Origin of the sequence: Solibacillus kalamii (assembly GCF_002174535.1) — a bacterium.
GTDB lineage: Bacteria > Bacillota > Bacilli > Bacillales_A > Planococcaceae > Solibacillus > Solibacillus silvestris.
The window spans coordinates 439,796-451,807 of sequence record NZ_NHNT01000001.1 but is presented as its reverse complement, the minus strand read 5'-3'; the positions used below and the strand labels follow the sequence as shown (position 1 = coordinate 451,807).

Annotated in this window: 15 protein-coding genes; 11 read left to right on the top strand and 4 right to left on the bottom strand. The window is 36.3% G+C overall.

Translation table 11 applies throughout. From position 1 onward, the window contains the following. Positions 1–19 precede the first annotated feature (19 nt). Positions 20–172, top strand: a complete 153-nt coding sequence (locus CBM15_RS02210) for a YjcZ family sporulation protein (protein ID WP_008403556.1) — start codon at positions 20–22, stop codon at positions 170–172. 18 nt (positions 173–190) lie between these two features. Then, the gene (locus tag CBM15_RS02205; RefSeq protein WP_008403555.1) at positions 191–439 is read left to right on the top strand and encodes a stage VI sporulation protein F; all 249 of its coding nucleotides are present in this window, start codon (positions 191–193) and stop codon (positions 437–439) included. A 93-nt stretch (positions 440–532) separates the two neighbouring features. On the opposite strand, the gene CBM15_RS02200 is transcribed toward CBM15_RS02205, so the two are convergent. The 3 genes from CBM15_RS02200 to CBM15_RS02190 all read right to left on the bottom strand — a co-directional run bounded on the left by CBM15_RS02200 (position 533) and on the right by CBM15_RS02190 (position 2,389). Beyond that, a complete protein-coding gene (locus CBM15_RS02200) occupies positions 533–961 on the bottom strand; it encodes a GNAT family N-acetyltransferase (RefSeq protein WP_008403554.1) in 429 nt (142 codons plus the stop codon). Between the two features lie 3 nt (positions 962–964). Beyond that, positions 965–1,480, bottom strand: coding sequence for a YjcG family protein (locus tag CBM15_RS02195; protein WP_008403553.1), 516 nt, complete (start codon positions 1,478–1,480; stop codon positions 965–967). A gap of 189 nt (positions 1,481–1,669) precedes the next feature. Next, positions 1,670–2,389 carry an alpha/beta hydrolase gene (locus tag CBM15_RS02190; protein WP_087615562.1) on the bottom strand — a complete coding sequence of 240 codons (720 nt, stop codon included), beginning with the start codon at positions 2,387–2,389 and terminating at the stop codon, positions 1,670–1,672. A gap of 119 nt (positions 2,390–2,508) precedes the next feature. On the opposite strand from CBM15_RS02190, the gene CBM15_RS02185 reads away from it, so the two are divergent. From CBM15_RS02185 to CBM15_RS02150, 8 genes are all read left to right on the top strand, one after another. Beyond that, positions 2,509–3,090: a phosphatidylglycerophosphatase A family protein gene (locus tag CBM15_RS02185; RefSeq protein ID WP_087615561.1), complete on the top strand. Its 582-nt coding sequence runs from the start codon at positions 2,509–2,511 to the stop codon at positions 3,088–3,090. Between the two features lie 257 nt (positions 3,091–3,347). Then, a complete protein-coding gene (locus CBM15_RS02180; protein ID WP_087615560.1) occupies positions 3,348–4,166 on the top strand; it encodes a thermonuclease family protein in 819 nt (272 codons plus the stop codon). Positions 4,167–4,629: 463 nt separating this feature from the next. Then, on the top strand, positions 4,630–5,829 hold the full coding sequence (locus CBM15_RS02175) for an MFS transporter (RefSeq protein WP_087615559.1): 1,200 nt from the start codon (positions 4,630–4,632) through the stop codon (positions 5,827–5,829). 102 nt (positions 5,830–5,931) lie between these two features. Further along, positions 5,932–7,146: an MFS transporter gene (locus CBM15_RS02170; protein WP_087615558.1), complete on the top strand. Its 1,215-nt coding sequence runs from the start codon at positions 5,932–5,934 to the stop codon at positions 7,144–7,146. Between the two features lie 38 nt (positions 7,147–7,184). After that, positions 7,185–8,084, top strand: coding sequence for a quinate/shikimate dehydrogenase (locus tag CBM15_RS02165; RefSeq protein WP_087615557.1), 900 nt, complete (start codon positions 7,185–7,187; stop codon positions 8,082–8,084). 120 nt (positions 8,085–8,204) lie between these two features. Next, complete coding sequence (gene aroQ / locus CBM15_RS02160) at positions 8,205–8,645, top strand: type II 3-dehydroquinate dehydratase (RefSeq protein ID WP_087615556.1); 441 nt, start codon at positions 8,205–8,207, stop codon at positions 8,643–8,645. A gap of 113 nt (positions 8,646–8,758) precedes the next feature. Next, positions 8,759–9,400 (top strand): NAD(P)H:quinone oxidoreductase type IV, encoded by a 642-nt coding sequence (gene wrbA, locus CBM15_RS02155; protein WP_008403545.1) that lies wholly within the window; start codon positions 8,759–8,761, stop codon positions 9,398–9,400. 31 nt (positions 9,401–9,431) lie between these two features. Further along, a complete protein-coding gene (locus CBM15_RS02150; RefSeq protein ID WP_087615555.1) occupies positions 9,432–10,097 on the top strand; it encodes an HAD family hydrolase in 666 nt (221 codons plus the stop codon). Positions 10,098–10,210: 113 nt separating this feature from the next. On the opposite strand, the gene CBM15_RS02145 is transcribed toward CBM15_RS02150, so the two are convergent. Then, the gene (locus CBM15_RS02145) at positions 10,211–10,849 is read right to left on the bottom strand and encodes a GntR family transcriptional regulator (RefSeq protein ID WP_087615554.1); all 639 of its coding nucleotides are present in this window, start codon (positions 10,847–10,849) and stop codon (positions 10,211–10,213) included. A gap of 376 nt (positions 10,850–11,225) precedes the next feature. Between CBM15_RS02145 and isdC the strand changes: the two genes are divergently transcribed. Continuing rightward, the gene (gene isdC, locus CBM15_RS02140; RefSeq protein WP_087615553.1) at positions 11,226–12,002 is read left to right on the top strand and encodes a heme uptake protein IsdC; all 777 of its coding nucleotides are present in this window, start codon (positions 11,226–11,228) and stop codon (positions 12,000–12,002) included. Positions 12,003–12,012 lie beyond the last annotated feature (10 nt).

Here is a 12,012-nt window from a genome sequence, read left to right as displayed (position 1 = left end):
TAGAAAGGGGGGTATAAGTATGTCTGGATATGGTTGGCAGCAACAAGGTTGGCAACAAGGTGGTTGCGATTATGGTTCCTCAGGCTATGGCGGGGGTAATAACAGTAGTACATTCGTATTGATCGTTGTACTATTTATTTTACTTATCATCGTTGGTAGCGTATTTATTTAAGGGAGGTAAGCAAACAGTATGGATCGTTCGTTTTTTAAAAAAGTGGAGCGCAAAACCGGCGTTGATTTCGATGAAATTATGACTCTTGCCAATGCATTGACGTATGCAGATTTCTCGGATGAAAAACAAGTTCGGAAAATCGTGAAAAAGGTGAGTCGCCTTGCAAATAAACCGATTACGAGTGAACTTGAAGACAAAATTGTCCAATCAATCATTCAAGACGGTAAATCTTTGGATTTTTCAAAAATCGAGAAAATGATGAAGTAAATCGGAACTTTAAAAGTGGCGTAATAATACGAAAAACATCCATTTTCTCCGGCGGGAAATGGATGTTTTTCTCCTTTTATGAGTTTTAAAGAATTAGATTTTCTTTTCCATAGCGCGATGTGGGATCCCTGCATCCATAAATTCCGGAGAAGTGACAGTGTAGTCCAGCTTTTCATAGAAAGGAATTGCATAGCTTTGGGCATTCAACTTAAGCTTTTCAAACGCAGCTTTTTTTGCATATTGTTCAACAGCTTCCATAATTAATGCGCCAAGTCGTTTACCGCGATAATTGTTCAATACGCAAACGCGTTCAACTTTTCCGACTTTCGGTTCGACTTCCCGAAGACGTGCTGTAGCAATTGAATTTTCACCTTCATTTACTAAAAAATGAGTGGCTGTTTCATCATATTCATCTAATTCCAAACTCAGTGGAACCCCTTGCTCTTTGACGAATACTTCTTTACGTAGTTCAAATGCACGTTCGCGGTCTTCGTCGGTTGTAACTAGTTTTACTTCAAACACGTATTACTCAGCTCCAGTCAATTTGTATGTTTCATAAGTTGTCCATGAGCCGTCTTCCAATTGGTAAAGCAAGTGGAAACGATCGATCGAATCTTTTTCATCTACTCCAACCATACGCAACTGGCCGTGAATATCATCATGCTCGGAAGCGCTCATTTTTTGTGCAATTGTAATATGTGGCACAAACACATGCTTTGGCGCACCAAAATTAATTTTTTCCTGAATTGACTTTTGAATATTTTCCAACTGTGGTGTTGGCTCAACTCGGAAGTAAATGGCATTCGTCGTCGGATAAAATGAACTGATTCGTGAGGCGTGAATTTGTAAAGGTGCAAACCTTGATGCCACTTCCTGCAAATGCTTGGAGATTTCTCCGATTTCAGCTTCATCCGCATCAAACGCATCTTTGAGCGTAATATGAGGTGTGATTAAAGCATAGTGCGGGTCATAGCGTTTGCGATAAGTGTTCGCTAAATCTTGTAATTTTTTAGATGGAAAAGCAACAATACCATATTTCAAATTCATTACCCCCTAAAAATTTTATAATATCATTTAGCACCGTGCTAAATGAAGGTAAGACGTCCTGTAAATGGCATAGATTTTATACAACTATTTATACTAACAAAAATCTAGATACAGCCACACCAAGGCGTAATTGTTATAAGTATAACAGAAAAATTTGTGAATAAACATTTCCAACATACCGTATTATCCGAAAATTTCAATTAGTGCACGTTTTAAATCAGGTTTCCAATAAGTCCATGTATGATTTCCATTGAATTCTTCATAGAATGTATCAATACCATGTTGAATGAACAGTTGATGCAACTCCCGGTTCGGTGTTAAGAGATCTTTGACCGTGCCATCCTTTAATGAAACCTGATCTTCCTGAAGACCGATAATATGGTACAACGAAAGAATATCGACGTTTTTCGCATCCTTAACTCCCTGCAATACAAGCTCATCTACATAAGGTGATTGTAAAATGGCTTTCCCGAAAATATTTGGATAATGGATTGCAGTCATTAATGAAATGGTTGCAGCCATAGAATCACCTATTAATGCACGTCCGCCGCCAACTTGTGTAGTTGAAAATTCGTCATCCAAATAAGGCACGAGCTCATGTGCCAAAAACCGCATATACGCTTCAAATTGATCCCCTGCTGGTGTATACTTTCGCTTACGATCTTCGTAATTTTTGTATGGCACACCAACAATGATTGTATTTTCGATTAGATAGCCATCGATCAGTTCATCAGCAAGGCGCGGAATGCCTCCTAGCTGAAAGTAATCTTTACCATCGGACGCAATTAGAATGTTATATTCATATAATGGGGAATAATTTGCTGGAATATAAATTAATAACTCCAGCTCCTCGTTTAATGCATTGCTAAAAAAAGCAACGTCTTTTACTGTGCCTCTCTCCAATGTTGTCACCCCTGTATTTTGATGTATGTAAAATTGTATCATATAGGAAAATAAAGGTGTAATATATAGAAAGAAGACGAGAAATAAATACTTAAAATAAATAGAAGTGAGGATTTCTTATGCATAATAAAAATATTCGCGTACACTCTGACGAAGTGACAAAAGCTACTTATAACGCGTTGGAACGTCGTCATGTAACAATTGAAGATATTGCTGAAATCGTGTTTACGATGCAGTCACCATATAATGAAGGTTTAACGATCGAGCACTGCATTCAATCGGTTGTTCGTGTATTAAATAAACGTGAAGTGCAACATGCAGTGCTAGTCGGAATTGAGCTTGATGAACTGGCAGAGAAAAGACTGCTGTCGGCACCGCTACAAGCAATTATCGAGGCTGATGAAGGGCTGTTTGGCGTTGATGAAACATTGGCATTGGGGTCAGTATTTACGTATGGAAGTATTGCCGTAACAACTTTCGGTCATTTGGATAAGCAAAAAATTGGAATCATTGAAAAGCTTGATACAAAAGCGGGCGAATCTGTAAATACATTTCTAGACGATCTAGTTGGAAGTATCGCGGCTTGTGCAGCATCTCGCCTGGCACACCGAATGCGTGATCTGGAAGAAGAAGGCGGAACATTTGCAGATATCCCACCGATCGTGCTGGGGCCGAACCCAAAGGCAAATAAAGAAATCTAAAAGAAGTAATTTAATAAAAAATTACAATCTTCGGTTTTTTAGGCTGAAGATTTTTTTATGTGTTCAATAATGATAAAATGGATTATACGTAATAGAAGAGAGGTACAGGATATGAGTGACAAAGATATTAAAACATTGATTACGAGTGGGACGATTATTTTAGCCGTTGTACTATATTTAATATTTAGTTAAGACTACAGTATGAATTGAACCGCAGTAGTTTATTTTATAGCAGGTTAAGAAAGCAGGATAGAGATTTGAAAAAGATAATTATGGCTTTGTTTTTTTCTGCACTACTAATAAGTGGATGTACAGAGGAAACGAATACAGCTACTACTAGTGAAACCAATACAATTCAAGGAATTGCAGCTTCTTCGAAAGAGACGGCAACAAAATATGATATTAGCGATTTCGAAGAGTACGAACTGCAGGACATCATTGACGGTGATACAATACGGATCAAATATAACGGCAGTTCAGAAAAAGTACGTCTGCTTCTTATAGACGCTCCGGAAACAAATCATGAAACATTAGGAGAGCAACCGTTTGGACCTGAAGCAAAAGAGTTTCTAAAGCAGTTATTAGCTGGACAAGATTCTGTTTATGTCGAATTTGATGTAACGTACCGTGATAAATACAAACGTTTGCTAGCCTATATTTATACGAAAGAGGGCATTAGCGTTCAAGAACAATTATTGAAAAGCGGACTTGTACGGGTAGCTTATATTTATGATCCAAATACGAAACATGTCGACTGGTTTAAATCCATTCAAAAAACGGCCCAACATAATGCAATCGGCATTTGGTCTGTTGAGGATTATGTGACGAATCGAGGCTACGATAAAGAGGTATACTATGCTGCGGTAAACGATGAAAATAAATCTACTGTAGAAGAAGATAAATTGAACATGTCAGAAAATGAGGCAAGTTGTAAAATTAAAGGAAATATAAATTCCAAAGGTAATAAGATATACCATATGCCAGGACAGCGTGATTTTGAGAATACTGTAGCAGAGGAAATGTTCTGTACAGAAGAAGATGCCAAGGATGCCGGGTTTGTACCGGCAAAGCAGTAAAATGCTGCAAGGTTAAGGTTAAGGTTAAATTAAATAGACGCAGAATATGTTAAAAGCGCTTCCCTGAAAAGGGAGGCGCTTTTCGTGTTTGAGCATGAAGTTTATAAAGTGGAACATATACACGCCCCATCAATAACTACTACTAGATTTACATTATTATTCGGGACTTTTTTATATTATAAAGGGCAGTATAGATAGGAGAAAAAACAGAATTATCTTATTTTGTATACAAAATTGACAAAAATGTATACAGAGTGATATTATGAAGTTGTTCCAGAGGAAGCTGGTTGGTAATAGCTATTCGAATTAAAAGTATAAAATCTATAAGAAATAAAATAATAAAGAGAAGCCGATTAGTAAGATTAACTTTTCGTGTTCAGGTAAATACTGGGAATGATTTCGATCACTCTATTAGCAGCGACTTTTTAATAAATATCCTGAAAATATATAAGAGAGGTAAAAGATGAAAAATCCATATTTAAAAATGGGTACAGGCATTTACATGAGCTATTTATTACTTGGAATGGTGAATATTATTCTAGCATCTAATATGGGCTTTCTAACTGAACAAATGCATGTTGACCGGACAGATATTAGTTTACTAATATCCGTAATTGGCATTGGACATCTATTTACTGTCAATATTTCAGGGAAACTTTCTGATCGCTACGGGAGAAAACCATTAATACTGGTTGCAGCGGTTCTTTACGTTGTTTTTTTAGTTGGGATGCCCCTTACAAATTCATTTTCTATTGCAATAGGGCTTGCATTTATCGCAGGGACATGTAACTCATTATTAGACTCGGGATCATATCCGGCATTAAATGAGGCTTTTCCTAAGCGGGCAGGTAGCGCTACTGTATTAATCAAAGCCTTTGTATCAATAGGCGCAATACTTCTGCCTATGATGATTGCCTTATTTATTTCAAAGGATTTATTTTTTGGATACGCATTCTTTGTACCGGCAGCATTATTTTTAGTTGTGGCATTTATTGTTCTTAAATCTGCATTTCCCAAAAATAAGGAAGATGAATTCGATCATTATTTGGTCGATTATTCTGCAGTGAAAGTACAATTTTCTATTAAGCCGAAATTCATGAAAGAAGGAGCAGCCTTGATTTTATTTGGCTTTACCTCTATATCCCTTTCAATGATTGTACAAACTTGGATGCCAACTTATGCCATAGAAGTCCTAGGTTATGGAGATATTGAAGCAGTGAGTCTGATAAGTTTCTTTAGTGCTGGTGGCTTACTATCCGTAATCCTATTAACTATTTTTCTTAACCGTTGGATTAAACCGGTTACAGCGATGATCATATATCCGTTTATGGCAGCAGTTTTTCTAGTTCTCTTTTTAACAAATTCGACTCAAGGTTTAACCGCTTTTCTAATCTTCTTCTTAGGTTTATTTATGTCTGGAATATTCCAACTAGCAATGACTGTTATGGTTGAGCTATTCCCTGAAAACAAAGGAACAAGCGTGGCGTACGTCAGTGCAGCAGCAAGTGTAGCTTTTATGGTGATTCCCTACGGAACAGGATTATTAAGAGAGTACGTTAATATTACATCTGTATTTGTATTTGATTTCGTTCTCGCTCTAGTGAGTATTTTGCTTGCTACCTACATTTTTATAAAATACAAAAAAATTAAAGTTGTGCATTAGATTCTTCTTGAAATACGAGGAGAATACTCTACAATCCCTCGGATTCGAGATATATGAATCAGGAATATATAGGATCCAGCACAAATATTGAGGAGTGAAAACATGAAAAGCCCGTTTCTTAAAACATCTCTTGGGATGTATCTTAACTATTTCATGCTTGGGATGATTAATATTATTATCGCTTCAAACATGGACAACTTATCTGATCGATATGGCGTAACGATTGCACAAATCAGTTTACTTGTATCAGCTATTGGTATCGGTAAATTAGGGGCATTATTCTTCGTAGGACGTCTTTCGGATGGCTTAGGTCGTAAGCCAGTTATTATCACGGCTTGTTTCCTATATTTAGTATTCTTAATTGGTATTCCAACAACGACAAGTTATGTAATCGCATTCATTTTTGCAATTTCTGCAGGTATTGCGAACTCACTACTTGATTCAGGGACATATCCTGCGTTGACAGAATCCTTCCCGAAAAAAGCAAGTTCAGCTAACGTTTTAGTAAAAGCATCTGTTTCAATCGGTGCTACATTATTACCATTTATTTTAGCTGTATTAATTGCTAATGATATTTTCTGGGGCTGGGCATTCTTTGGCCTAGGTGCTCTATATTTAGTTAGCGGTATTTACTTAATGTTCATGCCATTCCCTGAACATAAAGCTGCACCAGCTAAAGATGAAAAAGGTGAAGAAACAGTTGAAACAAACTTTAAACAAGAGCCAAAAATCTTTGGTGAAGGTTTAGCCATAATTTTAATTGGTTTCACCTCAACGGCGTTATTCGTTGTTTGGCAAACATGGTTACCTAAACTGGGTACAGATTTCATTGGTTTAGAGTCCAGCCAGGCAGTTCAATTACTGTCTTACTTCAGTATCGGCGCACTTGTATCGGTATTATTGCTTGCAGTTGTGTTAGATAAATATATTTCACCAATTATGGTCGCGATTATTTATCCAATTGGCGCTATCGTAGCGATGCTTTCACTATTTGTTGTGGAATCATACGGTCTTGTATTAGTAAGTACATTCCTACTTGGTCTATTCACATCGGGTATTTTCCAATTAGCGTTAAGTGTCATGATGAAGCTTTTCCCCAAAAATAAAGCAACGTTCTCAGCGTACGTTAATATTGCTGCAAGTTCAGCATTCATTTTAGTACCAATCATTACAAGTGCACTTGTAGACTCAGTTGGTATTTCGATGACACTTGTCTTTGATATTGTGATTGCTGTAATTAGTGTTATTTTAGCGGTTTATGTACTAAGTCGTTTAAATAAAGTCTTTGGTAAAACAGACAAAGCAACAGTGAAATAAAACATCTGAATTTATACAAAATAAAAGGAGCGTTTCTAATGACAAATGTAAATGAGAAAAAAATCGACGGTAAAACAAAATTAGTAGGATTACTTGCAACACCGATTGGCCATAGCCTATCACCACGTATGCATAACTTAGGTTATTCATTAAAAGGTTTAAACTATGCTTACCTTGCATTTGAAGTAGGTAACGAAGAATTAGAAGAAACAGTTAAAGGTTTCAAAGCGGCAGGTGTAGCAGGCTTCAACGTATCGATGCCTAACAAAATGAAAGTTCTTGATTATCTAGATGAATTAGATGATTCAGCTAAATATTCTCGTGCATCTAACACTGTAGTTAACCGCGATGGTAAATTAATCGGTTACAACACGGACGGTCTTGGTTATATCCGCAACTTAATCGAGCATGGTGTAGAGCTTAAAGGTCAAAAAGTTACCCTTGTTGGTTCTGGTGGCGCTGCAACTCCTATCGCTATTCAATTTGCTCAATCAGGTATCCGTGAAATTTCAATTTTCGCACGTAACGACCAATTCTTTGGACAAGCAGAAGAAAATGTGAACTACATTAACAATGAAATGAAAGAGTTTGGCGTAAAAGCGAACATTTTCCCATTGGAAGATAAAGAAGCATTCCGTCGTGAAGTTGCTGAATCTGCTATTTTAGCGAACGGTACAAGCCTTGGTATGAAACCGCTTGATCATTTATCGATTGTGGATGAAACGTTAGATGTGTTACGTAAAGATTTAGTTGTGACTGACGTAGTTTATAACCCGCAAAAATCAAAATTATTAACTCAAGCTGAAGAGGCAGGTTGTACAGTAATCAACGGTCTTGGTATGATGTTATGGCAAGGTGCTTTAGGCTTTAAATTATTCACTGGCGAAGATATGCCAATTGAGGAAATTAAAGAAATTATGTTTGGTGAACATAAATAATTTCAATATTATTATATATTCATATCACACGCTCCTTTATATACGGTATGGATAATGAAATGTTTACAAATACTAAAACACTATATTCTATATAACAATTTATTTTAAGGAGTATGGATGATGACAAAAATTTTAATGTTACATGGTGTTAACCACAACATGTTCGGTAAACGCGATCCTGAACATTATGGCACAATTACTTTAGATCAAATTAACAACAACATTCAAGAACTGGCAAAAGAATTAAATGTAGAAGTAGAAACTTTTCAAACGAATCATGAAGGTGAATTCGTAGAAAAAATTCACGAAGCGTTCCTGGCAGGTGTTGACGGCATTGTTCTGAATGCAGGTGCATGGACTCACTATAGCTATGCAATTCGAGATGCATTAGCTATTTTTACAGGCCCAATCGTTGAAATGCACATGTCAAATATTCATGCACGTGAGAGCTTCCGTGAAAAATCAGTATTCGCTGATATTGTGACAGGTCAAATTTCCGGTTTTGGTGAAGAGAGCTACTTATTAGGAATTCGGGCGGCAGTACAAGCAATAAGAAAATAATTATTTATATATTTAAATTCATAATGTTGGTTGTACTTAACTAAATAGGGTAAATTAATAAGCGATTTCTTTGATTAGAAGTCGCTTATTGTTGGATTGGAGGGAAGTAATATATGTTTTTTAAAGGAAAAGTAAAGGAAGAAAATCCAGTGAAACTTGCTATTATTTATTACAGTTCAACAGGAACTAATTATCAAATGGCGAAGTGGGCCGAAGCTGCTGCAATTGAAGCCGGTGCAGATGTGAAATTATTAAGAATTCAGGAAACAGCTCCACAAGAAGCAATTAATTCAAATCCGGCATGGAAAGCGTTTATGGAAAAATCGAAAGATGTGCCAGAAGTACAATTAAGCGACTTAGTATGGGCAGATGCATTTATATTTAGCATCCCTACACGTTTTGGAAATGTGCCGGGTCAAGTTAAACAATTTATCGATACAGCAGGCGGGCTTTGGTACAATGGGAAGTTGGCTAACAAAGTAGCAAGTGCAATGACTTCTGCACAAAATGTGCATGGTGGTCAGGAACAAACATTATTGCAAATTTACACAACAATGTATCACTGGGGTGTAATTGTAGCAACTCCAGGTTATACGGATCCAAGTGTTTTTACGGCAGGTGGTAATCCGTTTGGTACAAGTGTAACGGTAGGAAAAGATGGCCAGATCATTGAGGATGCAAAAGCAGCAGTTGAATATCAAGCACGGAGAACGATTCAAGTAGGCAGTTGGATTAAAGCAGGAATACAAGATTAGATTTCCTACTTAAAAGGAGAAACTAGATAATATGATAAAAGCAATTTTATTTGACTTCGATCGAACAATCATGGATCGGGATACAGCGCTAAATAACTATATTCATGAGCAGTATGAGCGTTTGTTTCAATTAGAAAATATTCAGAAGCAGCCCTTCATTGATCGATTCATTGAACTCGATGCACAGGGATATGTTTGGAAAGATGTTGTCTATTCAACATTAATAAAAGAATGGAACTTACCCTATTCAATGGAAGAGCTCGTAAAAGAGTATGAAGATAACTTCCAAAAATTCGCAGTTGGTTTTCCGGATATCGAGATGGTTTTAAAAAAACTAAAGGAACAAGGATACCTCTTAGGTCTAGTAACTAACGGCCGTGTTGGTCATCAGCGTAATAATGTTATTAAGCTTGGTATTGATTCGCTATTTGACTGCATCGTTGTATCGGATGAAGTAGGGATGAGAAAACCCGATGCAAATATATTCAACTATGCATTGGATATACTGAATGTCCTTCCAAATGAAGCAATTTACGTTGGTGATCATTTAATAAATGATGTTCAAGCTTCAAATGACGTTGGGATGATTAGCGTATGGATAAAAGATCCGTCTTACAAAGAAGATTCAAAAGCTGATTATGTAATTAATCAGTTCGATGAAGTATTAGATGTAGTAAGAACGATTGAAAACAATTGAATCCCATAACATTTTAGCACTAATTCCCGGTTGGAAGAATTAGTGCCTTTTTATATGTTATGGAATAGACGATTCCAAAAGTTTATGTTCGGACATCAATTATATAATTGAACTTAATATTGACCTCGTCTACCGATATATTCCAGTGTAAAATTCATATCTTTTTGTAAATGTTTGGCCATCAGTTCGCCGGCAAGTTCTTCGTTTTTGTCTTTAATTGCATTGTAAATTTCTTCATGCTCTTCAATAATATTAGGTCGACTATATAGATCGAATCTTAAACTAAACAAGTGAAAAATCGTACGAGCTTCTTCTAATTTTTCAATAATCAGCGGGTTTTGGCATTCATTAATAATTAATTCGTGAAAATGCTGGTTAGAATTGTACATTTCTTTTGAATGCCCTTCGAGAAATGAACTGCGGGATTTCGTGATAGTACTTTCAAGCTCTTTAATCTTATCTGGAGTCATATACTTTGCTGCTCTTTTTGCAGAAAAACCTTCAAGTAATATACGTATATCATATAGGTATATTAAATCTTGAGCAGTCGGATTAACAACTTGCTTTTTTTTAATCAACCCTTCCTGTTCAAGTGTTTTAATTGCTTCCCGAATCGGTGTTCGACTAACGCCAATTTCATCTGCCAGGCGTTCTTCCACAAGTTTCATGCCACCACTATAGGTCCCGTTTAAAATTCGTTCTCGTATATATTCATAAGCAAATTTTTGTGCATTCTTTTTATCTAAAATCATAACGTAACCCCTAAAAATTATTTTAATTATACTCCCTATTATACTTTATTTAACTAATTTTTTGAAGAAGACTCCAACCTTCCTAGTATTCCTCATAAACAACTTTTCAGTATAAAAATAAGTAATCGATAGGTCGGAAAATACGAGTACTTGTAGATTATTCCCCTTTTCTGTAAATAACTGAACTTCTGTGAAAAAGAGTCAAGCTGTAATTGCGACAAATTCATGAATTTTTAAAGGATTGGCCGAAATTTAATGGGAAAGGGGAATGTTGCCATTTGAGAATCAACCATTTTTATGGCATGCTATATAGTGGAATTGAGAAATATTCTCTATTAGAAACTTTGATATTATATAGAAAAGGAGGAGAAATAGTGTGAGAAAAAGTTTCTTCATATTTTTTGCTGCTCTTTTTTTGGTAGCGTTTACTTTACCGAATAATTCATCTGCAGCAATTGCTGATGGTACATATGATGTTAGTTATCAAGTAAATAAACCCGGGAGCAATTCGGCATCAATGGCAAATGACTATTTTTTAAAGCCAGCCAAGTTAATCGTAAACAACGGAAAAATGACAATGCAGATTACGATTAAAAACAGCAGTTGGGTGACACAGTTTAATCCTCCAGGCGGAGCGAAAGTAATCAGCTCAAATGAATCCTCAGACCACCGTACAGTGCAATTTTCTGTTTCCAATGCAAATTTAGTGACAGTAGCGATGAAAATCGACATTGATGATATCGATTACCATCATAGCTATAGTGTAGATTTTGTATTTAATAGCGGGGGGTTACCTGAAGCAAAAGTCGAGGAACCTAAAGAAACGGTAAAGCAGGAACCTGCAAAAACAACTCCAGCCCCTAAGGAAACACCGACAAAGTCGTCAGGAAGTAATACTTCTTCAAATACACCAGCACCATCAACTGAAAAGCAGAATAAAGATTCATCCGAACAGCAAGCGACAACAGAAACGACAGAGACAGATGATTCTACAAAATCAGATGAAGAAATTGCATCTGAAACGAAGCAAGCTGAAGATTCTGAGGTAGTAGAAAATCCGGAGACGAGCGATGAATTACCGTTAATGGCAGTTATTTTATTTATCATAGCAGCTGTTGTATTCATTCGCACAAAGAAAACAAAAACTATATAAACAGACAGGG

What these genes read in the sequence shown, in the direction of transcription:
- CBM15_RS02210 (WP_008403556.1), top strand. Translation starts at nt 20, where the DNA reads ATGTCTGGATATGGTTGGCAGCAACAAGGTTGGCAACAAGGTGGTTGC.
- CBM15_RS02205 (WP_008403555.1), top strand. Translation starts at nt 191, where the DNA reads ATGGATCGTTCGTTTTTTAAAAAAGTGGAGCGCAAAACCGGCGTTGAT.
- CBM15_RS02185 (WP_087615561.1), top strand. Translation starts at nt 2,509, where the DNA reads ATGCATAATAAAAATATTCGCGTACACTCTGACGAAGTGACAAAAGCT.
- CBM15_RS02175 (WP_087615559.1), top strand. Translation starts at nt 4,630, where the DNA reads ATGAAAAATCCATATTTAAAAATGGGTACAGGCATTTACATGAGCTAT.
- CBM15_RS02170 (WP_087615558.1), top strand. Translation starts at nt 5,932, where the DNA reads ATGAAAAGCCCGTTTCTTAAAACATCTCTTGGGATGTATCTTAACTAT.
- CBM15_RS02165 (WP_087615557.1), top strand. Translation starts at nt 7,185, where the DNA reads ATGACAAATGTAAATGAGAAAAAAATCGACGGTAAAACAAAATTAGTA.
- aroQ (WP_087615556.1), top strand. Translation starts at nt 8,205, where the DNA reads ATGACAAAAATTTTAATGTTACATGGTGTTAACCACAACATGTTCGGT.
- wrbA (WP_008403545.1), top strand. Translation starts at nt 8,759, where the DNA reads ATGTTTTTTAAAGGAAAAGTAAAGGAAGAAAATCCAGTGAAACTTGCT.
- CBM15_RS02150 (WP_087615555.1), top strand. Translation starts at nt 9,432, where the DNA reads ATGATAAAAGCAATTTTATTTGACTTCGATCGAACAATCATGGATCGG.
- CBM15_RS02145 (WP_087615554.1), bottom strand. Translation starts at nt 10,849, where the DNA reads ATGATTTTAGATAAAAAGAATGCACAAAAATTTGCTTATGAATATATA.